Origin of the sequence: Limimaricola soesokkakensis (assembly GCF_900172345.1) — a bacterium.
GTDB classification, from domain to species: domain Bacteria; phylum Pseudomonadota; class Alphaproteobacteria; order Rhodobacterales; family Rhodobacteraceae; genus Limimaricola; species Limimaricola soesokkakensis.
In genome coordinates, this window is sequence record NZ_FWFY01000001.1 from 267,944 (window position 1) to 293,078 (window position 25,135).

General features: G+C 67.3%; 22 protein-coding genes. 10 read left to right on the forward strand and 12 right to left on the reverse strand.

Annotation, left to right across the window (positions count from 1 at the left end; genetic code table 11):
* Positions 1-52 precede the first annotated feature (52 nt).
* The 9 genes from tolB to folD all read left to right on the forward strand — a co-directional run bounded on the left by tolB (position 53) and on the right by folD (position 9,802).
* Entirely contained in the window at positions 53-1,384 is a 1,332-nt protein-coding gene (gene tolB, locus LOS8367_RS01265) for a Tol-Pal system beta propeller repeat protein TolB (protein WP_106535013.1), read from the forward strand.
* 76 nt (positions 1,385-1,460) lie between these two features.
* Positions 1,461-2,012 carry a peptidoglycan-associated lipoprotein Pal gene (gene pal, locus LOS8367_RS01270; protein ID WP_085894632.1) on the forward strand — a complete coding sequence of 184 codons (552 nt, stop codon included), beginning with the start codon at positions 1,461-1,463 and terminating at the stop codon, positions 2,010-2,012.
* The gene (gene ybgF / locus LOS8367_RS01275; RefSeq protein WP_106535012.1) at positions 2,012-2,845 is read left to right on the forward strand and encodes a tol-pal system protein YbgF; all 834 of its coding nucleotides are present in this window, start codon (positions 2,012-2,014) and stop codon (positions 2,843-2,845) included. Before pal ends, ybgF begins: the two co-directional genes overlap by 1 nt.
* Positions 2,842-4,080 carry a tRNA lysidine(34) synthetase TilS gene (gene tilS, locus LOS8367_RS01280; protein WP_278247954.1) on the forward strand — a complete coding sequence of 413 codons (1,239 nt, stop codon included), beginning with the start codon at positions 2,842-2,844 and terminating at the stop codon, positions 4,078-4,080. Before ybgF ends, tilS begins: the two co-directional genes overlap by 4 nt.
* 80 nt (positions 4,081-4,160) lie before the next feature.
* A complete protein-coding gene (gene ftsH / locus LOS8367_RS01285; RefSeq protein ID WP_085894634.1) occupies positions 4,161-6,077 on the forward strand; it encodes an ATP-dependent zinc metalloprotease FtsH in 1,917 nt (638 codons plus the stop codon).
* A 120-nt stretch (positions 6,078-6,197) separates the two neighbouring features.
* On the forward strand, positions 6,198-6,797 hold the full coding sequence (locus LOS8367_RS01290) for an MOSC domain-containing protein (protein ID WP_085894635.1): 600 nt from the start codon (positions 6,198-6,200) through the stop codon (positions 6,795-6,797).
* Positions 6,798-6,878: 81 nt separating this feature from the next.
* Positions 6,879-8,555, forward strand: coding sequence for a formate--tetrahydrofolate ligase (locus LOS8367_RS01295; protein ID WP_085894636.1), 1,677 nt, complete (start codon positions 6,879-6,881; stop codon positions 8,553-8,555).
* A 51-nt stretch (positions 8,556-8,606) separates the two neighbouring features.
* Positions 8,607-8,912: a chorismate mutase gene (locus tag LOS8367_RS01300; RefSeq protein WP_085894637.1), complete on the forward strand. Its 306-nt coding sequence runs from the start codon at positions 8,607-8,609 to the stop codon at positions 8,910-8,912.
* Positions 8,909-9,802, forward strand: coding sequence for a bifunctional methylenetetrahydrofolate dehydrogenase/methenyltetrahydrofolate cyclohydrolase FolD (gene folD / locus LOS8367_RS01305; protein WP_085894638.1), 894 nt, complete (start codon positions 8,909-8,911; stop codon positions 9,800-9,802). The genes LOS8367_RS01300 and folD overlap by 4 nt, the downstream gene beginning before the upstream one ends.
* 7 nt (positions 9,803-9,809) lie before the next feature.
* On the opposite strand, the gene pdeM is transcribed toward folD, so the two are convergent.
* From pdeM to LOS8367_RS01320, 3 genes are read right to left on the reverse strand one after another with little or no spacing between them, the layout of a single operon-like run.
* A complete protein-coding gene (gene pdeM, locus LOS8367_RS01310; protein WP_085894639.1) occupies positions 9,810-10,499 on the reverse strand; it encodes a ligase-associated DNA damage response endonuclease PdeM in 690 nt (229 codons plus the stop codon).
* Between the two features lie 49 nt (positions 10,500-10,548).
* The gene (locus tag LOS8367_RS01315; RefSeq protein ID WP_085894640.1) at positions 10,549-12,981 is read right to left on the reverse strand and encodes a ligase-associated DNA damage response DEXH box helicase; all 2,433 of its coding nucleotides are present in this window, start codon (positions 12,979-12,981) and stop codon (positions 10,549-10,551) included.
* 31 nt (positions 12,982-13,012) lie between these two features.
* The gene (locus tag LOS8367_RS01320) at positions 13,013-13,618 is read right to left on the reverse strand and encodes a MarR family winged helix-turn-helix transcriptional regulator (RefSeq protein WP_085894641.1); all 606 of its coding nucleotides are present in this window, start codon (positions 13,616-13,618) and stop codon (positions 13,013-13,015) included.
* A gap of 138 nt (positions 13,619-13,756) precedes the next feature.
* Here LOS8367_RS01320 and LOS8367_RS01325 point away from each other — a divergent pair, with 138 nt between their 5' ends.
* The gene (locus LOS8367_RS01325) at positions 13,757-15,244 is read left to right on the forward strand and encodes an MDR family MFS transporter (RefSeq protein WP_085894642.1); all 1,488 of its coding nucleotides are present in this window, start codon (positions 13,757-13,759) and stop codon (positions 15,242-15,244) included.
* Between the two features lie 6 nt (positions 15,245-15,250).
* Here the strand turns inward: LOS8367_RS01325 and LOS8367_RS01330 are convergent, their stop codons facing one another.
* From LOS8367_RS01330 to LOS8367_RS01370, 9 genes are all read right to left on the reverse strand, one after another.
* Positions 15,251-16,561 carry a DUF8689 domain-containing protein gene (locus tag LOS8367_RS01330; RefSeq protein ID WP_085894643.1) on the reverse strand — a complete coding sequence of 437 codons (1,311 nt, stop codon included), beginning with the start codon at positions 16,559-16,561 and terminating at the stop codon, positions 15,251-15,253.
* A gap of 88 nt (positions 16,562-16,649) precedes the next feature.
* Positions 16,650-17,501 (reverse strand): tetratricopeptide repeat protein, encoded by an 852-nt coding sequence (locus LOS8367_RS01335; protein ID WP_085894644.1) that lies wholly within the window; start codon positions 17,499-17,501, stop codon positions 16,650-16,652.
* A 26-nt stretch (positions 17,502-17,527) separates the two neighbouring features.
* Positions 17,528-18,085 carry a tetratricopeptide repeat protein gene (locus tag LOS8367_RS01340; protein ID WP_085894645.1) on the reverse strand — a complete coding sequence of 186 codons (558 nt, stop codon included), beginning with the start codon at positions 18,083-18,085 and terminating at the stop codon, positions 17,528-17,530.
* A gap of 11 nt (positions 18,086-18,096) precedes the next feature.
* Positions 18,097-19,083, reverse strand: a complete 987-nt coding sequence (locus tag LOS8367_RS01345) for a type II secretion system F family protein (RefSeq protein ID WP_085894646.1) — start codon at positions 19,081-19,083, stop codon at positions 18,097-18,099.
* A gap of 3 nt (positions 19,084-19,086) precedes the next feature.
* Positions 19,087-20,055 carry a type II secretion system F family protein gene (locus LOS8367_RS01350; protein ID WP_085894647.1) on the reverse strand — a complete coding sequence of 323 codons (969 nt, stop codon included), beginning with the start codon at positions 20,053-20,055 and terminating at the stop codon, positions 19,087-19,089.
* Positions 20,056-20,059: 4 nt separating this feature from the next.
* Positions 20,060-21,559 (reverse strand): TadA family conjugal transfer-associated ATPase, encoded by a 1,500-nt coding sequence (locus LOS8367_RS01355; RefSeq protein ID WP_085894648.1) that lies wholly within the window; start codon positions 21,557-21,559, stop codon positions 20,060-20,062.
* Between the two features lie 28 nt (positions 21,560-21,587).
* Positions 21,588-22,823: a CpaE/TadZ family protein gene (locus LOS8367_RS01360; RefSeq protein WP_085894649.1), complete on the reverse strand. Its 1,236-nt coding sequence runs from the start codon at positions 22,821-22,823 to the stop codon at positions 21,588-21,590.
* A gap of 192 nt (positions 22,824-23,015) precedes the next feature.
* Positions 23,016-23,669, reverse strand: a complete 654-nt coding sequence (locus tag LOS8367_RS01365; protein WP_085894650.1) for an OmpA family protein — start codon at positions 23,667-23,669, stop codon at positions 23,016-23,018.
* A gap of 13 nt (positions 23,670-23,682) precedes the next feature.
* Positions 23,683-25,113, reverse strand: a complete 1,431-nt coding sequence (locus tag LOS8367_RS01370) for a type II and III secretion system protein family protein (RefSeq protein ID WP_085894651.1) — start codon at positions 25,111-25,113, stop codon at positions 23,683-23,685.
* Positions 25,114-25,135: the final 22 nt, after the last annotated feature.

The following is a 25,135-nucleotide window of genomic DNA, read 5'->3' on the forward strand; positions in this document are numbered from 1 at the left end:
CTGCGCACAAAGGGGCGCCAGACCCCCGCGGCCTGACGGAACGAGGACCAAGATGCTGACCAGAACCATCGCGCTTCTGCTGGCGCCGCTCGTCGCGGCGACCGTGCTTCCCGCCCCCGTGACCGCCCAGAGCGGCCCCTTGCGGATCACCATCTCCGAGGGCGTGATCGAGCCGCTGCCCTTCGCCGTGCCGGGCTTCCAGGCCGAGACCGCCGGTGCTGAGCAGATCGCCGCCGACATCACCCGCGTCGTGGCGCAGGATCTGAGCGGCACCGGGCTGTTCCGCGAAATCCCGGCCTCGTCCTTCATCTCCACGCCGGCGAGCTTCGCCAGCCCGGTCGCCTATCCAGACTGGCGCGCGATCAACGCGCAGGCGCTGATCACCGGGGCGGTCGCCGTCAATGGCGACCAGCTTACCGTGAAGTTCCGCCTCTACGACGTCTTTACCGGCGCCGAACTGGGCGAGGGGCTGCAATTCGCGGGCACCACGGGCGGCTGGCGCCGCATGGGTCACAAGGTGGCCGACGCGGTCTATTCGCGCATCACCGGCGAGAGCGGCTATTTCGACAGCCGCGTCGTCTTCGTCTCCGAGAGCGGCCCCAAGGACAACCGTGCCCGCCGTCTCGGCATCATGGATTACGACGGCGAGAACCGGCAATTCCTGACCGACAGCAACTCGCTCGTGCTAGCGCCGCGCTTCTCGCCCAATGGCGACCGGGTGCTCTATACCAGCTATGAGAGCGGCTTCCCGCGGATCAACCTTCTGGACGTGGCCAGCGTCGGCCGACGGCAGATCACCACGGTCGAGGGCGAAATGGCTTTCAGCCCTCGCTTTTCTAAGGATGGCGGCGCGGTGATCTACTCGGTTTCGACGGGGGGCAACACCGACATCTACCGCACCGAACTCGGCTCCGGCTCGCATAGTCGCCTCACCTCGGCGCCCTCGATCGAAACCTCGCCCTCGCTGTCGCCCGATGGCAGCCAGATCGTGTTTGAGAGCGACCGTTCCGGCACCCAGCAGCTCTACGTCATGCCCGCGTCGGGCGGCGAGCCGCGGCGCATTTCCTTCGGCGAAGGGCGCTACGGCTCCCCGGTCTGGTCGCCGCGCGGCGATCTGATCGCCTTCACCAAGCAGAATGCGGGCCGGTTCCATATCGGCGTGATGCGCACCGACGGCTCCGAGGAGCGGCTGCTCACCTCCTCCTTCCTCGACGAGAGCCCGACCTGGGCGCCGAACGGGCGGGTGCTGATGTTCACGCGCGAGACGCAGGGCGCCTCGGGCGGGCCGCAGATCTATTCGGTCGACATCTCGGGCCGCAATCTCAAGCAGGTGCCGACGGGCGGCTTCGCCTCCGATCCGTCCTGGGGACCGTTGCAGCAGTAATGACGCGGCGTTTGCATGGGGGCGACCCCGTGCTACGCATGCCAATAATCACTCCTCGAGGGGCAGGACCAAACACATGAACAAGTATCTCACCGCTTCCATCCTCGTCGGCGCGCTGGCTCTTTCGGCCTGCACGCGGCCCGACCGCTTCGGCGGCGGCGCAGGCGCGGGCGCCGACGGCATGGGCGCCGGCGCCGGCATGGGTGCCGGTTTCGACCAGTCGGCGATCGGGCAGGGCGGCCTCGGCGCCGGCAACCCCAACAGCCCCGAGTACTTCGCTCAGAGCATCGGCGACCGGGTGCTGTTCGCGGTCGACCAGTCGACGCTGAGCTCCGAGGCCATGGCAACGCTGGACGGCCAGGCCCAGTGGCTGATGACCAACACCGACTACCTCGCGGTGATCGAGGGCCATGCCGACGAGCAGGGCACGCGCGAATACAACGTGGCTCTCGGCGCGCGGCGCGCCAACGCGGCGCGCGAATACCTGATTTCGCGCGGCGTGCCGGCCTCGCGCCTGCGTACGATCTCCTACGGCAAGGAGCGCCCGGTCGCGACCTGTTCCGATCCGAGCTGCTACGCGCAGAACCGTCGCGCGGTCACCGTGATCGCGGCCGGGGCGCTGAGCTGATGATGGCCCCCCTGCGCAGCCTCGCGCTCCTGTGCGCCCTTGCGGCTCCGGCCGCGGGGCTTGCGCAGGGGCAGGACAAGACGCTCGCCGACATCCGTCAGGAACTGTCGGTTCTCTATGGCGATATCCAGTCGCTCAGGGGCGAGCTCAACACCACCGGTGCCGCACCGCAGGCGGTGGGCGGCAATTCCGCGCTCGAACGGCTCAATGCCATCGAGGCGCAGCTTCAGGGGTTGACCTCGAAGACCGAGGAGCTGGAGTTCCGCATCAATCGGATCACCACCGACGGCACCAACCGCGTCGGCGATCTCGAATTCCGGATCTGTGAGCTCGACGAGAACTGCGACATCAGCCAGCTCGGCGACACGCCGTCGCTCGGTGGTGTCGACAGCGCCTCGAACGTGCCCACCCCTGCGGCGCCGGCCACGACCGGCTCCGGACCCGCGCTGGCGATTGGCGAGAAGGCGGATTTCGAGCGGGCGTCGGAGGCGCTCGCTCAAGGTGACTTTCGCGGCGCCGCTGACCAGTTTGCGGCCTATCTCCAGACCTACCCGGGTGGTGCGCTGAGCGCCGAGGCGCTTTACAAGCGCGGCGAGGCGCTTTCCGGTCTCGGCGACAACGCGGGCGCGGCACGAGCCTATCTCGACAGCTTCTCGGGCGATCCCGACGGCAAGGTCGCGGCGCAGGCGCTGCTGGAACTCGGCCAGTCGCTGGCGGCGCTGGGGCAGGTGCCCGATGCCTGCGTGACGCTGGGCGAGGTCGGCTCCCGTTTTCCGGGCAACCCGGCCGCGACCGAGGCACAGACCGCGATGCAGAGCCTGTCCTGTCAGTGACCGCCGAACCGGACGATCTCGTCCGTAGCGCGACCCGATGCCTTGAGACCGGGCCCCGCAACGGGCTCGGTCTCGCCGTTTCGGGGGGCGGCGATTCCATGGCTTTGCTGCACATGATCGGTCCCGCAGCTCGCGCGCGCGGTCTGGCCTGCCGCGTGGCGACCGTCGATCACGGCCTGCGCCCCGAAGCGCGGGCCGAGGCCGAGCGCGTGGCCGCGGCCTGCGCGCGCCTCGATCTGCCGCATGAGATCCTCGACTGGACCGGCTGGGACGAGCGCGGCAACCTGCAGGATGCGGCCCGTCGCGCGCGGCAGGCGTTGCTGGCGGATTGGGCCAGGCGTCATAATCTCGACGCGGTGGCGCTTGGCCACACGCGTGACGATCAGGCCGAAACCGTCCTGATGCGGCTCGCGCGCGGCTCCGGCGTCGACGGGCTGTCGGGCATGGCGCCAGCGCGCACGGCGGCCGGGCTGCTCTGGTTGCGCCCCTTGCTGGATCTCGGTCGCGTCGAACTGAGGGATTGGCTGGAGAGCCGAGGCATCGGTTGGGACGAAGACCCCTCCAACGCCGATATAAGGTTCCAAAGGGTACGGGCACGCCGCGCCCTGACGGTGCTCGAGCCGGTCGGGGTGACGCCGAACGGCCTCGTGGCCACCGCCGAGCGGATGGCCTTGGCCCGTGCGGCGCTGGAGCATCTCGCGGATACGCTGTCTGCCAGGGCCGTGCATCTCGCGGCGGGGGCGGTGGCGATCGACCAAAGGGCCCTGACCGAAGCTCCGGAGGAAACACGGCTGCGACTGGTCTCCGCTGCGCTGCGCTGGATCGCGGGTAGCGACTACCGTCCCCGGATCGAGGCGCTGCGGGCGGCCCTTGCCGGAGCGAGTGTCAGGCGTCGCACGCTGGGCGGCGTCGTGCTGGAGACCTGGCGCGGCACGTTGTGGTTGAGCCGGGAGGTCGCGGCAACGGGGCCCGATGCCAAGCCCGATGCCTTGTGGGACGGGCGCTGGCAGCTGTCGGGGCCCGAGCTTTCGGGTGCGCATGTCGCGGCGCTCGGGGAGAGGGGCATGCCGCTTTGTCCCAAGTGGCGCGAATTGGGGCTGCCGCGCGCGGCGCTGCTGGCCAGCCCGGCGGTCTGGCGGGGCGAGACGCTCGTAGCAGCCCCCTGCGCCGGCGAGCCCGGTGAATGGTCCGCGCGGATTGTCGCGGATTTCCCTTATCGGGTGCTTCCGCATTGAAGATACCGCGCCAATCTCTATCTTGATTCCATGGTCCGCGTGCCATTAAGCGCGGCCAAACCAATTTCGGAGGAAATCCTTTGGGCAACGCGCGCAACATCGCCTTCTGGGTCGTGCTCTTCTTGCTGATCCTGGCGCTGTTCAACCTGTTCAGCGGCGGGCAGTCCACGCTCCAGTCGAATTCCCGCAACTATTCCGACTTCGTCGAGGCGGTGGAGACCGGCAACGTGTCGCAGGTCACGCTTGATGGCGAGGAAGTGCGCTATCGCGGTACCGACGGGCGCGACTACGTCACCATCAAGCCCGAGGATGCCGAGGTCACGCAGCTTTTGATCGAGCGTGACATCCCGGTGAGCGCGCGCAGCCAGGAGCAGTCGGGCTTCACCACCTTCCTGCTGTCGCTGTTGCCCTTCCTGCTGCTGATCGGTGTCTGGATCTACTTCATGAACCGGATGCAGGGCGGTGGCCGTGGCGGTGCCATGGGCTTTGGAAAGAGCCGTGCCAAGCTGCTCACGGAAAAGCATGGCCGTGTCACCTTCGACGACGTGGCGGGCATCGACGAGGCGAAGGACGAACTCGAAGAGATCGTCGAATTCCTGCGCAACCCGCAGAAGTTCTCGCGCCTTGGCGGCAAGATCCCCAAGGGTGCGCTGCTGGTGGGCCCTCCGGGCACCGGTAAGACGCTTCTGGCGCGCGCCATCGCGGGCGAGGCGGGCGTGCCATTCTTCACCATTTCGGGCTCCGACTTTGTCGAGATGTTCGTGGGCGTTGGTGCTTCCCGCGTGCGCGACATGTTCGAGCAGGCCAAGAAGAACGCGCCCTGCATCGTGTTCATCGACGAGATCGACGCCGTGGGCCGGTCGCGTGGCGTAGGCTATGGCGGCGGCAATGACGAGCGCGAGCAGACGCTGAACCAGCTCTTGGTCGAGATGGACGGCTTCGAGGCGAACGAGGGCATCATCATCGTCGCGGCGACCAACCGTCCCGACGTGCTCGACCCGGCTCTGCTGCGCCCCGGCCGCTTCGACCGCCAGGTGCAGGTGCCGAACCCCGACATCAAGGGCCGCGAGAAGATCCTCGGCGTGCATGCCCGCAAGGTGCCGCTTGGCCCCGACGTGGACCTGCGCATCATCGCGCGCGGCACGCCCGGCTTCTCGGGCGCGGACCTTGCCAACCTCGTGAACGAGGCGGCGCTGATGGCCGCACGTGTCGGCCGCCGGTTCGTCACGATGATCGATTTCGAGAACGCCAAGGACAAGGTCATGATGGGCTCGGAGCGCCGCTCCATGGTCATGACCGAGGACGAAAAGAAGCTGACCGCCTATCACGAGGCCGGTCACGCCATCGTCGGCCTCAACGTCCCGCAGCACGACCCGATCCACAAGGCGACGATCATCCCGCGCGGCCGTGCGCTCGGTCTGGTGCTGTCGCTGCCCGAGCGCGACCAGCTCTCGGTCACCTACACCAAGTACAAGTCCAAGATCGCCATGGCGATGGGCGGCAAGGTCGCCGAGGAGCTGATCTTCGGCAAGGAGAACGTGACCTCGGGCGCTACCTCGGACATCCAGCAGGTGACCAAGATCGCCCGTGCGATGGTCACGCAGTTCGGCTTTTCGGACAAGATCGGCCATATCGACTACGCCAACGAGCAGCAGAGCTATCTCGGCTCCTACTCCGGCGGGGCGAGCCACTCGGCCGAGACCCAGAAGATCATCGACGAAGAGGTTCGCCGGATCATCGACGAGGGCTACGAGACCGCCAAGCGCATCCTGACCGAGCGCCGCGAGGATCTGGAGCGTCTGGCGCAGGGTCTTCTCGAATACGAGACGCTAACCGGCAACGAGATCACCCGCGTGATCGCGGGCGAGCCGCTGAACCGGGGCGATGACGACGACAGCCAGAAGCCCGAGCAGGGCGGCGGCGCGTCGATCACCGCGATCCCGAAGACGCGCAAGCCCAAGCCGACGGATGGCGGGCTACCCGAGCCCAGCGCCTGATCAGACGTTCCACGTGAATCGAAAAGAGCCCCGGCCCCGCAAGGCGCCGGGGCTTTTCATGCGCGCTTGAGCAATACCGGGCGGACTGGCATGAGGAACGCAACCATCGCAGGAGTTTCCATGCCCGCCCTTGCCCCTACCGGTTATACCGGCCGCATCACTTGGCTGGGCCGCGTGCCGCATCGCGACGCCGCGCCGATCGAAACCGAGGCGCTGAGCGAGATGCCCCTCGGCTTCGGCGGTATGGAGGGAGAGGTCCATGCCGGCCTGACCCGGCCCTCCTGTTCGCGCGTCACCGCGCAGCATTCCAAGGGCACCGAGATCCGCAACACCCGCCAGCTCAGCCTGCTTGGGGCCGAGGAGCTGGACGAGATCGCGGCGAGGCTGGGGCTGGACGCGCTCGACCCCGCTTGGCTCGGTGCGTCCGTGGTGGTGGCGGGCCTGCCGGATTTCAGCCACCTGCCGCCATCGGCACGGCTACAGGGGCCCGATGGCTGCACGCTGGTCGTCGACATGCAGAACCGGCCCTGCCAGTTCCCTGCAATGACCATCGAAGCGGCCCGTCCCGGCCATGGCAAGGCGTTCAAGCAGGCCTCCAAGGGGCTACGGGGGGTCACGGCCTGGGTCGAGCGTCCGGGTACGCTTCGCCCCGGCGATGCGCTGCGACTGCACCTGCCCGACCAGAGGGCGTGGCGTCCCGAGGCCCGAAACGACGCTTAAGGACGCAGAAGGGTCGCGCCGACGCGGCACGGACCGGCCCGCAATCGCGAGGCTGGACGGCAGGGAGAGGGGAGAGCGGACATGGTGCAGAAATCGGATATCGAGATCGCCCGCGCGGCGGACAAGCTGCCGATCCGGGAGATTGGCGCGCGGCTGGGCATCGGCGAGGCCGACCTGCTGCCTTACGGGCATGACAAGGCCAAGATCTCGCAACGCTTCATTGACAGCCTCGAAGGCCAGCCCGATGGCAAGCTGATCCTGGTGACGGCGATCAATCCGACCCCCGCCGGCGAAGGCAAGACCACCACCACCGTTGGGCTAGGCGATGCGATCAACCGGATCGGCCGCCGCGCCGCGATCTGCATCCGCGAAGCCTCGCTCGGGCCGAATTTCGGCATGAAGGGCGGGGCGGCAGGCGGCGGTTACGCGCAGATCGTGCCGATGGAGGAGATGAACCTCCATTTCACCGGCGATTTCCACGCGATCACCAGTGCCCACAACCTGCTCGCGGCGATGATCGACAACCACATCTACTGGGGCAACGATCTCGACATCGACACCCGCCGCATCACATGGCGCCGGGTGATCGACATGAACGACCGGGCGCTGCGGCAGATCACCGCGAGCCTTGGCGGCGTGACCAACGGTTTCCCGCGCGAGGCGGGGTTCGACATCACCGTCGCGTCCGAAGTCATGGCAATCCTCTGCCTCGCCACCGATTTGCGCGATCTGCAAGGGCGGCTGGGCGACATGATCGTGGCCTACAGGCGTGACAGGTCGCCGGTCTTTGCCCGCGACCTCAAGGCCGATGGCGCGATGACGGTGTTGCTGCGCGATGCGATGCAGCCCAACCTCGTGCAGACGCTCGAGAACAACCCCGCCTTCGTGCATGGCGGCCCTTTCGCCAACATCGCGCATGGCTGCAACTCGGTCATTGCCACCCGGACGGCGCTCAAGCTTGCCGATTTCGTGGTGACCGAGGCCGGCTTCGGCGCCGATCTGGGGGCGGAAAAGTTCTTCGACATCAAGTGCCGCAAGGCCGGTCTGCATCCCGACGCGGCGGTGCTGGTGGCGACGATCCGGGCGCTGAAGATGAATGGCGGCACCGCCAAGGAGGATCTCGGCACGCCGGATGCCGAGGCCGTCGCGCGCGGCTGCGCCAATCTCGGGCGGCACCTCGCCAATCTCAAGGGCTTCGGCGTGCCGGTGATCGTGGCGATCAACCACTTCGCGGGCGACAGCGAGGCGGAGATCGCGGCCGTCATGGACTATGTTCACCAGCACGGCTCCGAGGCGGTGCTGTGCCGGCATTGGGCCGAGGGCGGCAAGGGCGCCGAGGCGCTGGCCGAGCGGGTCGTGAAGCTGGCCGAGAGCGGCGCTTCCGCCTTCGCACCGCTCTACGAGGACGAGATGGGCCTCTTCGACAAGATCGACACCATCGCCCGGCGCATCTACCACGCCGATCAGGCCATCGCGGATGCCAAGATCCGCGACCAGCTCCATGCTTGGGAGGCACAGGGCTACGGCCATCTGCCGGTCTGCATGGCCAAGACGCAATATTCCTTCACCACCGATCCGACCCGTCGCGGCGCGCCTACCGGCCACGACGTGCCGGTCCGTGAGGTGCGGCTGTCGGCGGGGGCGGGCTTCGTCGTCGCGGTCTGCGGCGAGATCATGACCATGCCCGGCCTGCCGAGCCGCCCCGCCGCCGAGAAGATCCGCCTGTGCGAAGCCGGCCATGTCGAGGGTCTGTTCTAGGCCGCCGCACTGTGGGAAAAGGCCCCCGAACGAGCTTTCGGAGGGTTTCGAATGACGGCAGCGGCCGAAATCGGCGACATGGCGGCGCTCAGGCGCGAGATCGACGCGATCGATGCGGAGCTGGTGCGCTTGCTGGCGCGCCGCTCGACGATGATCGAACGTGCGATCGAGCTGAAACCGGGCGAGGGACTGCCCGCGCGGATCGAGAGCCGGGTGCAGGACGTGCTCGACAAGGTGATCGCCCGCGCCCATGCCGAGGGGCTCGATACCGGCCTTGCGGAGCGGCTGTGGCGCGAGATGATGGAGCATTTCATCGCACGCGAGGAAGAGGTTCTGGGCAAGGGAGACGCCGAATGAGCGCCACCATCATCGACGGCAAGGCCTTCGCCGCCGACATCCGTAGCCGGGTGGCCGAACAGGTCGCGGCGTTGAAAACCGATCACGGTATCACCCCCGGTCTCGCCGTGGTGCTGGTCGGCTCCGACGCGGCCTCCGAGGTCTATGTACGGTCCAAGGGCCGGATGACGGTCGAGGTCGGCATGGAGAGCTTCGAGCATCGCCTGCCCGAAGAGACCTCCGAGGCCGATCTGCTGGCGCTTATCGCGCAGCTGAACGCCGACCCGGCAGTGCATGGCATCCTGGTGCAGCTGCCGCTGCCTGGGCACATGAATTCCGACGCGGTGATCAACGCCATCGATCCGACCAAGGACGTGGACGGGTTTCACATCTCCAATGTCGGCCTGTTGGGCACCGGGCAGAAGGCGATGGTGCCCTGCACGCCGCTGGGTTGCCTGATGATGCTGCGCGAGCATCTGGGTGACATGTCGGGCAAGGAGGCCATCGTCATCGGTCGCTCCAACATCGTCGGCAAGCCGATGGCGCATCTTCTGCTGGGCGAGAGCTGCACGGTAAGCATCGCGCACAGCCGTACGAAGGACATCGCCGACGTGGTGCGCCGCGCCGACATCGTGGTGGCGGCGGTGGGCCGGCCCAAGATGATCAAGGGCGACTGGATCAAGCCGGGCGCCACGGTGATCGACGTGGGCATCAACCGTGTCGAGGCCGAGGGCGGCAAGACACGGCTCGTGGGCGATGTCGATTTCGACGCAGCCCGCGAGGTCGCGGGGGCGATCACCCCGGTGCCCGGCGGTGTCGGACCGATGACCATCGCCTGCCTGCTCGCCAACACGCTGACCGCCGCTTGTCGGGCGAACGGCCTGCCAGAGCCCGAGGGGCTGACGGTCTGATCCCGGGCTAGAAGCGCCTGCGTCCCCGCCCCGTGCCCTTGCGTGCGGGGTAGGGGACGAGCAGGGGCTTGGCACCCGTGAGCACCGCGAAAGCCGGGCTGCCGATCAGCGCCGCGAACTCCGGTGCGGTGGCGGGCATGCCGCCGGTATAGGCGCCATAGGCAGGCAGGATCATTCGGTCCGCGTCGAACAGGAAGCATGGCCTTGTTCCGCCGCAACCGGGCAAGCCGAGCTTGGGATGGTAATGCCCTGACAATTCGCCCCGCGCGCCCGGCTCGGCAATGTGGCGGAAGACGAGCGGACCGATGACCAGCTCGGCGTGATGCTCGCCCGGCAGTCCCGCCGGTCCGGGATCGTGATTGCCCTCGACCCAGTGCCAGGCGCGTCCTTCGATCAGCGAGACGAGATGCGCGCGGTCCTCGCCGTCCAGCCCGTTCGCGGCGTCGAGATCGTCGAAGCTGTCGCCCAAACAGAGCACGCCGCCAGCGCCCGTTTCCAGAAGATCCGCCTCCAGCCGCTCCAGCGTCGCGCGGGTCTCGTAGGGCGGCAGCATGGTGCCGCGACGGCGCGCGATGCGCTCGGACTTGCCGAAATGCAGGTCCGAGACGATTAGCAGGTCCCGCGCGGCCCAGTAGAGCGCGCCGGAGCCCAGCGCACAGAGCGTCTCGCCTTGAAAGGGGATCTCGATTCCGTTCATGGAACGGTCCCATGCCCGCGTGGGACGCCGCATGCAAGCGGGACCTCCCTCACACCCCCGCGACGTTGGGGGCTCCGAAGGCCGCGAGACCCGATTCCTTCAACAGGCGGGCCGCCTCCTCCTCGGCCAGCCGCTCGCGGCCGGCACCCGCGACGGGCACCCGGTCGCGCTCGAGCAGCATAGCGGCGGCCAGCGGGGTGGGGCGGGTGGCGCGGACGAGATCGACCCGGCCCTTGGTGCGCTCTAGCATTTCCTCGACCCGGGCGAAGTCGACGAGACCGCGCATCGCCTCTTCGCGGGTGACCCGCAGGATCAGGTGCTCGGGGTCGTATTTCGCCAGCGTGTCGTACAGGATGTCGGAGCTGAACGTCGCCTGCCGGCCGGTCTTGCGGACCTGCGGCAGGTTCTTCTCGATCAGCCCGGCGATGCTCGCCACGCCCCGGAAGGTGCGCTTCATCACTGCGTTCGAGGTCAGCCAGCCTTCCAGCCCCTCGCGCAACTCGCGCGCCTCGAATAGCGGCGCCGGATCGGTGAGCTCGTCGAGCCCCCAGATCAGCGTCGCGTAGTCGGTGCCGACGAAGCCTAAGGGGTGCAGGCCCAGCGTCTCCATCCGCCGTGTCAGAAGCAGACCCAGCGTCTGCTGCGCGTGGCGGCCCGCGAAGGTGTGGAAGCAGGCATGGTGACGCCCGTCATGCTCGAAGGTCTCCACGAGGATGCGGCCCCGCTCGGGCATCTTCGACACCTCACGCTGGAGATGCAGCCAGTCGCGCGTATGGGGCGGCAGTTCGGGCCAGTCGGGGCGTTGCAGATCGTCGAGGATGCGATGCGCGAGCTGCGCCGAGGTTGGCATCTTGGCCCCGGCATAGGTGGCGATGCGCGGTTCGCGATCGGCGCGGCGAGTGACCTCCACCGTCATTTCGCGCAGCGTCTCGTAGCGCACGACCTGCCCGCCGATGAGAAACGTGTCGCCCGGGGTGAGCGATGAGGCGAATCCTTCCTCGACCTCGCCCAAGGGCTTGCCGCCGCCGCCGCGCATCCGCACCTTCAGCATGTCGGCATCTTGGATCGTGCCGATATTCATGCGGATGCGCAAACTGGAGCGCGGGTCGCGCAGCTGCCACAGCCCGTCGGGGCGCCGCAGCAATCGCTTCCACTTGTCATAGGCGCGCAGCGCATAGCCGCCGGTGGCCACGAAATCGAGGCAGTCGTCGAATTGCGCCCGGCTGATCCCGGCATAGGGACCGACGCTCTTCACCTCGGAAAAGAGCGCGTCCTCATCGAAAGGTCCGGCGCAGGCGGTGATCATGATGTGCTGGCAAAGCACGTCGAGGGGGCCGGGGCCGCGCGGGCTGCCGTCGAGCTCGTGGTCACGCACCGCCTCGAGCGCCGCCATGCATTCGACCACCTCGAAACGATTGGCGGGCACCAGAAGCGCCTTGGATGGCGCGTTGTAGTGGTGGTTGGCCCGGCCGATGCGCTGCACAAGCCGCTTGATGTTCTTGGGCGCGCCGATCTGGATCACCAGATCCACGTCGCCCCAGTCGATCCCGAGATCGAGACTGCCGGTGCAGACGATGGCGCGCAGCTCGCCCGCGACCATCGCGGCCTCGACATTCTCGCGCACCTGTCGTGACAGGCTGCCATGGTGGATGCCAATCGGCAGATCGTCCTCATTGGCGAGCCAGAGCTTGTGAAAGAAGATCTCGGCCTGGGCGCGGGTGTTGTGGAAGATCAGCGTGGTCTTGTGTTGTTTCACCTGCGCCAGCACCTCGCGCACGGCATAGCCGCCGCCTGCGCCGGCCCATGGCGGTGGCGCCTCAGTGCGCAACATCGAGATGTCGGGGTCGGGGCCGGGATCGGCCTCGATAATCTCGCACGGGTCGGGATGCCGCGCGAGTTGCGCGGCCAGCGCCTCGGGGTCGTCCACCGTGGCCGAAAGCCCGACCCGGCGCAGCCCAGGGGCCAGGCTTTCGAGCCGTCCCAGCGACAGCATCAGCTGGTCGCCGCGCTTGCCCTCCATCAGCGCGTGGATCTCATCGACCACGACCCGTTGCAGCCCGGCAAAGATGCGCGGTGCGTCCTCGTAGGAGATCATCAGCGCGAGGCTCTCGGGCGTGGTCAGCAGTACATGCGGCGGATCGGCGCGCTGGCGTTTCTTGGCGGTCTGCTTGGTGTCGCCGGTCCGATCCTCGATCCGGATCGGCAGACCCATTTCTTCGACCGGGATGGTCAAGTTGCGCCTGATGTCAGTGGCGAGAGCCTTCAGCGGCGAGACGTAGAGCGTGTGGAGCCCCTTGTGATCGCCCTCCGCCAGCTCGGCAAGCGTCGGCAGGAAACCCGCGAGCGTCTTGCCGCCACCGGTCGGTGCGATGAGCATGAGCGCGGCCGCGTCGGACCGGTCGAGCATTTCCTGCTGGTGCGGGTGAACGCTCCAGCCGCGTTTGGAAAACCAGTCCTCGAAAATGGGGGGCAGGGCGCTCATCACCCCCATCTAGGGCGCGCGCCCCCCGCTTTCAAAGCGCGGCGAGCTTCTGCGCCAGATCGTCGCGCAGCCGACCGATCCGGTTCTCCAGATCCGCCTCGTCGGCGGTGGCGCCGGTTTCGGACCAGTGCGAGAACCGCTCCAGCAGCGGCAACAGGGTTTCGCGCTCCTCCACCGTCCAGTCGGAAAGAAACCCGCCCAGAAGCAGGAACTTGTAGCGCCGCACCGCCTCGACGATGGCCAGCCCCGAGGGGGTGAGCGCAACGATGGTTCGCCGCGCGTCCGCTTGGCTCGCGGCGCGTTCGGCAAAGCCGCGCGCGATCAGGTCCGAGACAATTCGGCTGGCGCGCGACGGGTCAATGTTGAGCCGCTGCGCCACGGTCGAAACCATGGTCTCCTCGGCGGGATCGTCGCCGAACTCGTTGGCAGGCGCATGGATCGCGATCATCACGTCGAGCTGCGCGAGATCGAGCGGCAGCCCCAGTTCAGAGAGCGCCCGGTGCCCCAGCTCGCGCGTGCGCACCCGTCGGCGCCAGCGTTGCAGCACCGCGTCGAAGGCGAGTGCCGCCCGCGTCACCTCCGGATCGATCCCGGCCCGCGCCATGTCCCCGATCAGTTCCTCGTCGCGTTCGGCCATTCCCCGCCTTTCCAAATTGCATGCCATTGACATGAATCTGCTAGTGTCACATATCTGGCGTCACCGCCCCGTTTCCGCAAGCCTCTCCGCCCTTCGGCGGAGCGTGCAGACTTGTACTCTGATAGCCCGGAGTTTCGCATGACCGCCACACCCCAAGCCATGGAGACGCCCGGCCATCATCGGCGACTGGCCATCTGGGCGGTGGCGGTGACGCTTTTCGTGGCCTCGACCGGCCAGACCATCGTATCCACGGCGCTGCCGGTGATCACCGCCGATCTCGGAGGGCTGAACCGGATGACCTGGGTGGTCACGGCCTATCTTCTGGCCTCGACCGTCGGTGCGCCGATCTTCGGCAAGCTGGGCGACCTGTTCGGTCGCAAGGCGGTGATGCAGGCCGGGCTGGGGGTGTTCACGCTTGGCGCACTGATCTGCGGCGTCGCGCCGTCGATGGAAGTGCTGATTGCGGGACGCGCGGTCCAAGGGCTGGGCGGTGGGGGCCTGATCGTGGTGGCGATGGCGGTGGTGGCCGACCTGCTGCCCCCGCGCGAACGTAGCCGCGTGCAGGGCGCGCTGGGCGGGGTGTTCGGCCTCTCCACGGTAGTGGGACCGCTGGTCGGGGGCTTTCTGGTGCAAAGCCTCGGCTGGCACTGGATCTTCTTCGCCAACCTGCCGGTGGTCGCCGTCGCATGGGTCGTGCTGCAATCGGCGCTGCGGGGCCGCGCGCCGGGCGCCCGGCCTCGGATCGACGTGGCGGGGGCGGCGCTCTTGACCGCGACTTTGTCGGGGCTGGTGCTGGTAACGAGCATGGGCGGCACCGTGCTGGGCTGGGGCGAGCCGGCGATGCTAGCGCTGATCGGCGCGACGTTGGCGTCGCTCATGGGGTTCCTCTTCGTCGAAAGCCGTGCCGTGGCGCCGATCCTGCCGCTATCGCTGTTCCGGCTCAACGCGGTGGCGGTGGTCAACGCGGCGGGGCTGTTGGTCGGCATGGCGATGTTTGGCACGATCACCTTCTTGCCTCTCTATCTGCAAGTGGTGCAGGGAGTCTCGCCGGTGTTGTCGGGGATGTTCCTGCTTCCGATGATGGGGGGGCTGATCGGCGCCTCGATGGTCTCAGGGCGGGTGATGGGCCGTACGGGCCGCTACAAGGCTTTACCGGTGGCTTCCACCGCGCTGTTGGCCTTGGCGATGCTGGGTCTGTCACGGCTTGGTCCCGACACGCCGCTCTGGCAGGTCTTGGCATTGATGATGGCCACCGGGCTTGGCATCGGGCCGATGATGAGCGTCGGCGTCGCGGCGATCCAGAACGCGGTGCCGCGCTCGATGCTGGGTGTAGGCACCGCAAGCGCCAACATGTTCCGGCTTATCGGCGGCTCGCTCGGCACCTCTATCTTCGGGGCGGTGTTCGGCGCCGGACTGGCGCAGAACCTCGCGGGCCGCGTCGAGGGGGCGGGGCTCGGCACGATCAGCCGCGACAGCGTGATGGCGCTAGATCCGCAGCTGCGCGAGAGCGTGCTGGCAGGCTTCGCCGCGGCGCTCGACCCGATCTTCCTGCTGGCGGCAGGGATAGCCACGTTGGCCTTCGCCGTCACGCTGCTCTTGCGAGAGGTGCCCTTGGCCGAAGCGTGAGGGGATTCAGCGCACCACCGCGCCCTCGCGCACGAACATGTTGTCCCAGGCCCGGTCGATCAGCTCGGGCGTCATCTGGTACGGGATTCCCTCGAACTCGCAGATCGAGATGATCTGGTCGATCAGGAATACCGGCTGGTAGTTGGCATAGACATTGCCGATGGTCGGGTACTTGGCCTTGAGCAGATGGATCAGCGCGGCTTGGCTCAGCGGCATCTTCTTCTTGCGCGCCACCAGCGCGAAGATCTTGAGGAAATCCTCCTGGCTCGGCCCGTCCACGCGGATCTTGAAGAAGATCCGGCGCAACGCAGCCTGGTCGAAGATTTCGTTGGGATGGAAGTTGGTGGAAAAGATCACCAGCGTGTCGAAGGGCACTTCGAACTTTTCGCCGGATTGCAGCGCGAGGATGTCGCGGTTCTCCTCGAGCGGCACGATCCAGCGGTTCACCAGCTTCTGGGGCGGTTCGGCCTGTCGACCCAGATCGTCGACGATGAAGACGCCGCCGGTGGCCTTGAGCTGCAACGGTGCCTGATAGGTTCGCGCCACCGGGTTGTAGACGAGATCGAGCATGTCGAGCGACAACTCGCCCCCGGTGACGACCGTGGGTCGCTCGCAGCGCACGTAGCGGGTGTCGAAGCGCGTGGTCGAACGGCGCAGCGCGTTCGGGTCCTCCGGCGCATCCTCGATGCTGGCATGGATGATCGGGTCGTAGACGGTGATGACCTGCCCGCCATATTCGAGCGCGCGCGGCACGTAGACGAGATCGCCCAGCGCCGCGCGAATGCCGTTCGAGATCGAGGATTTGCCGTTACCGGGAGGACCGTACATGAGGATCGAGCGTCCGGCGCCGATGGCGGGCCCGAGCTGGCCGATCAGCCCGGGCGGCAGCACTAGATGCCCCATCGCCGCCTGCAGCCTGTCGCGGGTCATGGTCAGGTTGCGTACCGACTGCTTGGCAACCTGCTCACGGTAATCGGTGAGCGGCACCGGCATGGCACCGAAATATTCCGATTGCGCCAGCGCGTCGAGCGCCCGGGCCCGGCCTGCCTCGGTGAGCTGGTAGGGCATTTCGGCACTGGCACCGGGACCGGTGAGCGTGCCCATCGCCTCGATCAGCTTCTGACCGCGCAACAGGTCGACGAGTTCCTGTGCGACGTTGACGGGCAGACAGGTGGCTCGGGCGACCTCGCTGACCAATCGGGCATTCATGCGGAAGATCGTTTTGAGGGCGATGTCGCGCATCATCACCATCGGCAGTCCGGCCGCCTCGAGGCTGCGCGGTACCTGCGGCGCCATCGCGCCGATCTGCATGTTCATCGAGATCTCCCGTCACTGCCGCGGCCATTCGGCCCTGCCGCCAAAGCGTCGCAGGCGATTGTGGCAGCAGCGGGGAAGCAGCCCGGCGCTAGTTGGTCGCGCCACCTTCGAGGGCGTTCAGCGCCCGCGCGGCCTCTTCAAAATGCTGCGGATGCGTCTCGACCGCGTCGCGCAGCAGCCCCTTGCCGATCGTCACGTCGTTCTGCTTGATCGCGGCGAGCGCCAGCGTGTAGAGCAGCTGCGCCCGCTCGGTCTGGGTCATCGGCACCACAGGCAGCTGGTAGTTGCGCTGGGCACCCCGCGCGAGAACGAGGTTGTTCTTGGCGGTGAAGAGCCCCGGCTCCTGCCGCAGCGCGTCAGTGAAGAGCCGCTCGGCGCCGTTGTAGTCGCCGCGGGTGAGCTTGGAATAACCCCAGTTGTTGAGCACGCCCGCGGGCGTCGTGGTCAGCCCAGCCGCGGTCTCGTAGAAGCTGTCGGCGCGGCTCCATTCCTCGTTGCTGTCGGCGACCATCGCCTCGAGCCGGTAGCGCTGGAAGGTTTCGAAGGTCGGCGGAATGCCGTCGAGCACGGCCTCGGCCTCGTCCCAGGCATTGGTGCGGATCAGCGCGTCGGCCAGCTCGACGCTGTCGGCCGGGCCGGATTCCGGATGCGCGACCACCTTGCGCCACGCGGCCACGCCCTCGGCGCTGCGCTTGGCGCGGACCAGCGAGGTGGCCAGACCACGCTGCGGGGCGATGGCAGAGGGCTCCGCCGTGACGAGGCGCTGAAAATAGGCGACGCTCTCGGATGGCTCGGCCACCGTCAGCATGATCTCGTTGAGGTCGGCGTCGCGGGCCTCGCGCAGATCCCCGACCGCGCGCGACACTTGGCCCTCGGAATCGCCGCATCCCACGAGGATCAGCGCCGACAACAGGGCGCAACAGCTGAGGGGAAGGCGCATGGGCGCGTCCTTTGTGCTCGACATCCTCACAGCGCGGTCAGGATCGCGTATTGCCCCGATCCGCGCCGCACCAGCTGGAACTCTTCCGTTTCCTGCGGGCCAGCATAGAGCGCACCGTCACGCTTGGCGAGGGCCCGGCGCAGGTTGTCGCGTACCATGTCATCGCCGCCATCCACCAGCGCGAAGGCGCGGCGAAAGCTCTCGGCCGCCTCCGCGGCGCGGTCGGTCTCCATCAGCACCACGCCGAGATTGTTCCAGGCCGGCGCGAAGTCCGGATCCTCGGCCACGGCGCGGCGCAGCAGCCGCTCCGCCTGGCCTAGACGGCCCAGCCGCAGATTGGCCGAGCCCATCGCCGAGAGCGTGTCGACGTCGAGCCCCTGCTGGCCAGCGGCGCGGCCATAGGCGTTCAGCGCCAGTTCCGGCTCGTTCGCCGCCATCAGCCGGTGCCCGACGATCAACCCGTCCACATCGGGCTCCCCGGAGGGGCCGGGGGCATAGACGCCGCCCGCGGATGCGGAGAGGCCGCCCGCATCCGAGCAGGCGGCCAGCAAGGCGAGGGCGGCAAGAATGGCGATCGATCGCATATGTGAGAGGGTCAGTTCCCGGCAGCCCCGCCGCCAAGGGTCATGTAGATGTCGAAGATCGACGGCCCGATCAGGATGATCAGCAGCGGCGGCACCGTCAACATCATCGTCGCCAAAGTCATCTTGGTGGGCAGGGTGTTGGCCTTTTCCTCGGCACGCATCACACGCTTGTCGCGCATCTCGGCCGAGAAGACCCGCAGCGCTTCGGCGATGGAGGTACCGAATTGCTGGCTTTGCACCAGCACCGTGACGAAGCTTGAAATATCGACCACGCCGCAGCGCTCTGACAGGTCACGCAGCACCAGGGACTTGTCCTTGCCAGCTTTCATTTCATGCGCGACCTGGCTGTATTCGAAGGCGAGGTCCGGATAGCCCGCCCGCAGTTCGTGGCTGACGCGGATGATCGACTGGTCTAGCGATTGGCCCGCCTCGACGCAGACCAGCATCATGTCGAGACTGTCGGGGAAACCGTCGGTGATCTGTTGCTTGCGCGCCTCGCGGCGCCGGGTGACCCAGTATTTCGGTCCCATGTAGCCGATCGCAGCCGGGATCAGCGTCGCGGCGATCAGGTCCTGCGTCGTGGCCTCGCCGCGGCTCAGCGCCCAGATCAATCCGGCCAGTAGCGCGCTGATGCCCAAAGCGAACTGGCTGAAATGGTAGATCCGTACCGCGTTGCGCGCGCGGTAGCCCGCCTGCATCAGCCGTAGCCGCACGGCCGAGAGCTCCTCGGCGTTCTGCGGCTCGAGAAACGTGGCGTAGCGATCGAGCTTGTCGGCTGCCGATGGCGCCCGCAGCCGGTCGACCGAACTGGCTTGGGCTTCGCCCACCTCGCGCGCGTTCTGGGCCCTGAGCTTGTCGAGCGGGTCCTCGCGGCGGCGCAGTAGGGCTGGCAGCGTCAGGAGGATCATCGCGAGGCCGAGCAGACCCACCACGATGAGTGGTCCGGCCGGGCCGAGCTGTTCGACGAGGATCGCCTGGATCTGCTGGAACACGGGCATGGCTCAGACCTTAATGTTGACGAGGGCACGCATGACGATGACGTTCACAGTCAAGAAGGCGCCGACCACGAAGCAGGCCGGGATGAACACTGCCGTATCCCTCACCTCGTCGTAGTAGTTGGGGTCCATCAGGTTGATCCCCACCAGCGCCGCCAGCGGGAAGCCGGAAAGGAACATGCCCGACCATTTGGCCTCGGCGGTGATTGCCTTGACCCTCCGGAACAGTCGGAACCGGGCGCGCACCACCTTGGCGAGGCCGTCGAGGATCTCGGCGAGGTTACCGCCGGCCTGTCGCTGGATCGTCACCGCCACGGCGAGAAAGCGCAGATCCTGCATGTCGAGCCGCTCGGCCATGGCCTTCAGGCTTTCGCTCATGTCGCGTCCATAGGCGGCCTCGTCGGCGATCACGCCCATCTCCGAACCGAGCGGATCAGGCACCTCGCGCGCGACGATGCCGATGGCCGATGAGAAGGGGTGACCCACGCGCAGCGATCGCACCATCAACTCGATCGCTTCGGGCAGTTGCGACTCGATCAGCCCGAGGCGCTTCTTGGCCTTGTTGTTGACCCAGACATAGACGCCGCCCACCCCCATCGCCGCGCCGACCGCGATCCGAATGGGCAGGCTCGCCGCCGTGCCTATCGAGAGGCCGGCGAAGGCCAGAAGCCCCAGCCCCGCCATCAGCAGCACCAGCTGGGTCGGGGTGAAGGCGATATTGGCCTTCTGCGCCTTGTGGGCGAGGATCGAGTAGAGCGGCACGCGGCGCGATTTCAGGTGCTGCGTCATCTCCTTGCGCAGCTGCTCAAGCACCTCTTCGCGCCGGCCGCCCTTCTCCAGCAGCGTCAGGCGGCGGTTGACCCGGTTGTTGAGGCTGATCGAGCGTCCGAAGATGGTGAGGTAGAGCCCCTCGACCAGCACCAGGACGGCGACGAAGACGAGGCCGTAGATGATCGGTTCCGCGCTGAGGTTCATGTTCCTACTCCGCCGCCATCGGTTCGAAGATCGTCGCCGGCAGGTCGTAGCCCCAGAGGCGGAACCGCTCCGAGAAGTGGCTGCGCACGCCGGTGGCCGTGAAATGGCCGATGATCTTGTTGTCGGGGGTGAGACCGACGCGGCGGTAGCGGAACACCTCCTGCATCGAGATCACGTCGCCTTCCATGCCGGTGATCTCGGTGATCGAGGTCATCCGGCGCGAGCCGTCCTGCAGGCGGCTGGCCTGCACGATCAGGTTCACGGCGCTGGCGATCTGGCTGCGCACCGCCTTGATCGGCATCTCGATCCCGGCCATCGCGATCATGTTCTCGAGACGCGAGATACCGTCCCGGGCCGAGTTAGCGTGGATCGTGGTCATCGAGCCGTCATGGCCGGTGTTCATCGCCTGCAGCATGTCGATCACCTCCTCGCCGCGCGTTTCGCCGACGATGATCCGGTCAGGCCGCATCCTGAGCGCGTTCTTGAGGCAATCGCGCTGGCTCACCGCACCGCGGCCCTCGACGTTGGCGGGGCGGCTTTCCATCCGGCCGACATGGGTCTGCTGGAGCTGAAGCTCGGCGGTGTCCTCGATCGTCAGGATCCGTTCGTTGTTGTCGATGAAGGATGACAGGGCGTTCAGGGTCGTGGTCTTGCCCGAACCGGTGCCGCCCGAGACGATGATGTTCAGCCGCGTCGCCACCGCCGCTTCGAGATAGGCGGCCATCTCCTCAGTCATCGCGCCGAAGCGGATCAGGTCGTCGATGCCGAGCTTATCCTTCTTGAACTTGCGGATCGAGACAAGGCTGCCATCCACCGCGATCGGCCCGACCATGGCGTTGAAGCGTGATCCATCGGCGAGGCGCGCGTCGACATAGGGGTTCGATTCGTCGACCCGGCGGCCGACGGCAGAGACGATCTTGTCGATGATCCGCAGCAGGTGCCGTTCGTCCTTGAAGGTGATGTCGGTCAATTGCAGCTTGCCGCCCCGTTCCACGAAGATCTGGTGCGGGCCGTTGACGAGGATGTCGTTGACGCTGTCATCCTTGAGCAGCGTCTCGAGCGGGCCAAGCCCGGTGACCTCGAAAAAGAGATCTTGGTTGAGGCTCTGACGCTCGTCGCGGTTCAGAACGACTCCCATGGTGTCGAGCGTTTCGGTCGCGATCGAATTTATCTCGTTGCGCAGATCCTGCTCGCTCGCCTTGTCGAGTGCGGCGAGGTTGAGCGTGTCGAGCAGCGCCTTGTGCACCTCGAGCTTGATCTCGGCCAGCCGTTCCTTGCGGCGACGCTCCTTGTCGGCGGGCGCGGCCTCGGCGGCACGGCGCGCGGCGTCGGCTGCAGGAACCGACCGGCGCATCGAAGCGGTGGCGGGGCCGGGCAGGGCTAGCGCCGGTGTCGAGGGCGCTGCCGCTTGCGGCGCGGGGGCCGCGGGCTTGGCCGCCGGGGTGCGGGCAGCGGTTGCACCGGCGTTCCGGCTCGGATCGGGCTTCCTGTATTTCGAGAACATGGTGCTCTCCTGGCTGCGGCGCCGGCCCTCAGGCCTTGGCCTCGGCGACGTTGACCTTGTGAACGGAACGGGCAAGCTTGGCGATCTCGCGCCGCAGCGGGTTCTTGGCCGCGCCCTCGGCCAGCGGCGTGCCGTGATCGGCGCTCTGCGTGACCGCGCGGCCCCCATCGGGAAGCTGCACCTCGATAGAGATGCCCAGCGAGTCGGCGAGCCTCTTGGCCCGGCTCTTGCCCGACAGATCGGTAAAGCCGGGCGCGCGGTTGAGCACGAAGCGCAGCTTCTCGAAGGGTAGCTCCTCGGATTGCAGCGCCCGCTTGAGTCGCATCGTGTTCTGAGCCGAACGCATGTCGAGTTCGAGCGTGGCGAAGTAGACATGCGCCGCCTGCAGCACCGTCTCCGACCAGTCGACCACGCTAGAAGGCATGTCGATCACGACGTAGTCGAAATTGACGCGCGCCATCTCGATCAGCCGCGCCACGTCAGCGGGACCCATGAGATCGAGCGGCACCAGCTCGGCCGGAGAGGTCAGCACGTGAAGCCGCTCCTGATGCACCATCATCGCGGCGAGCAAGCTCTCGCTGTCGGCGCCCGCGGTATCGCTCAGGATTTCCAGCACCGCCTCGCGGCGCGGCAGGTCGAGATAAGTGGCGGTGGTGCCGAATTGCAGGTCGAGATCGATCAGGCAGACCCGCGGCGGCGCCTTGCGGTCGATATTGGCCAGCTCCCAGGCAAGGTTCACCGCGAGCGTCGTGGCGCCGCTGCCGCCTGCAAGGCCCTGCACCGGGATCACCACGCCGGAGCGGTCATTGGTGGCGCGGGGCTCCGTCGGCTCGGCTTCGGGCAGAAGCGGCCCGGCGCCCGAGCGCAGCCGCTCGATCGCCTGGGCCAGTTCGCCCTCGGGCAAGGGATAGGGCACGAATTCGTCGCCGCCCTCGCGCAGAAGTTGGTGCAGCGCGGCCGGGCTCACGTCATCGGCGATCAACACCACCTTGATGCCGCGCCGCTTTGCATGGGCGATGATGTCCGCGATCAGCGGCAGCTGGCGCTCGTCTTCCTTGCTCAGGGCGACCGCCACGAATTCGAGTTCCGCGGCCTCGGGCTGCTCGAGGAAGGCGAGGGCGTCCGCGAAGCCGAGATCACCCCAGTTCTCGCCCATCGCGGCCTCCATGTCCTCGATCAGCAGGTCGAACTGCTGCACGTCACGACTGATCGTGCAGGCCGCGATCGGCTGGGGTTCGGGTTGCAGGGGGGCCGTGCTGCTCATTCCTTCGTATCCTCTGTCAAGGCGGGAGGGCCCGCCGAAGCGGGTCGGGCGGCCCGGAAGACGGTGCAGAGACCATCCCCTCCACCGGTTCAGTTTTGCAGATCAATGATGGCTGCAATGGGGCTGAAAAACTGTAATTGTTGGGGCGCTGGCAACGATCACGACGCACGGTTCGAATTTGTCACACCGGGCTCAAGGCGCCGCGGCTTCGACACCATCGCCGCCAGATCCGCCCTCGCCGAGCGTGCTTTCGGGCACCGCGCTTTCCACGTAGCCCTCAAAGATCACCGCGGCGTATTTGCCGTTGAGAAGGTTGGGGTGGCCGCGCACGAAGCCCGACACCTCGGTGACGGTTCGCCGGTTGGCCCGCTCGGGATCGGTCGTGGCGATCAGGGGCCGGGTTTCGCCGAAGGAGGCCACCGCCTCGAGGCGGCTCGCATCGAGGCCCTGTGACACCAGATAGGCCACCGCCGCTCGGGCCCGGCGCAAGCCCAGCGCCTGATTGTAGCTGGCCGGGCCGACGAGGTCGGTATGGCCGTAGACCCGGAATCGCAGCTCCGGATAGCGACGGATCCAGGCCGCTTGGCGCTGCAGCACGGCGAGCGCATTGGCATCGAGCTGGGCGGAATCGAAGGCGAAGGTGATCGTGGTGTCGACCTCGGCCGCGAACTGCCGCGCCAGGTTCACGCGCAGGCCCTCGGAGGCGCTGCTATGGGCGATGACGTTGTCGCGCGTCGCCGTGCCGAAGGCCGGCCCGGCACGGCCAGCTTCGTCGTCGAAGCCGGGAGGCGCTGCACAGGCGGCGAGCGAAAGGGCGCAGCCCAAGGCGGTCAGGACGCGGCGCATCGCGGATCTCCCTTCAGTCGAGCACATAGCCGTAGGAGCCCGAGAAATCCTGTCGCGCGATTTCGCCGGCGGTGCCACTCTGGGGCGCGCGGTCGGCCGAGACGCGCCCGAACAGGAACAGCTCGCGCTCGGAAGGCGGACGGACCCGGTCGGTCGGCATGGCCAGCGTCTCGCCGCGGGTCGGGGTCACCAGATGCGGCGTGATGATGATCACCAACTCGGATTGCTGGCGGGTGTATTCGGCGGAACGGAACAGCGCGCCCAGCACGGGAATGTCCCCAAGCCAAGGCACCTGACCGTTGAGGTCCTGAAAATCGTCCGAAAGGAGGCCTGCGATGGCAAAGCTTTCGCCATCGCGCATTTCCACGGTCGTCGCGGTCTCGCGCCGGCGGAATGCGTCGATGGTAAAGCCGTCCGCGGTGAAGCCGTTGCTCGGGTCGATCGAGCTGACCGACGCCTTGAGCTCGAGATTGATCAGGTCGCCTTCCACCACGCGAGGCACGAAGGTCAGCTCGACGCCGAACGGCTTGTACTCGATCGTGGCCGTGCCGTTTTCCTGGCTCACCGGGACCGGATATTCACCGCCTGCAAGAAAGCTCGCTTCCTGGCCCGACAGGGCGGTGAGATTGGGTTCGGCCAGCGTGCGCACGACGCCGCGGCTTTCCAGTGCCTCGAGCAGCAGCCCCACCTCGACGCCACCGGCGTTGAAGCCGAACAGGGTGGAGGCATTGGCCGAGCTGGAGCTGGGAAGGGAGCCGCCGAGCGCGGAGCCCAGAGCCGTGGAGTTTCCAAGCGTGTTGGTGCCCACCGCGAGGCCAAGATTGTCGCCGAAGGCGGTGCCGCGTGCGCCCAGCGAGGCCGAGAGCGACTTGCTCACCGAACGCTGCATCTCCGAGAAACGGACCTTGAGCATCACCTGCTGCGTACCGCCGACGCTCATCAGGTTCGATACCCGGTCGGGGGCATAACGTTGAGCCAACTCCAGCGCCCGGTCGAGTTTGCCGATCGAACTGACCACGCCGGACATGACGATACCGTCATTGGCGGTGCGGACCTCGATCGGCTCGCCGGGCAGGATCTGCTCCAGCCGTTCCTTGAATTCGGCAATGTCAGGGGTGACATGCACTTCGACATTGGTGATCAGCCGCCCGTTCTCGCCCAGCACGGTGAGCGTGGTGCGTCCGGGCGCCTTGCCCAGCACATAGATGGTGCGATCGGTCAGCGAAGAGATGTCGGCGATGCCGGGATTGGCAATCGACAATTCGGTGAAGGGCACGTCGCTTTCGACCACAACGGCGCGGTTCATCGGCACCTGCAGGGCGCGCGACGGCGCGCCGGCCCGAACCTGGAGCGCCTCGGCATGCGCCTCGGCCGTCGGACCCAGCCCTGCAAGGCTCAGCGCGAGGCCGGCGAGGCCGGCTCTCAGGGTGTGTCGGATGCTCATTCGGCCGCCTCGCTGCAGGTCG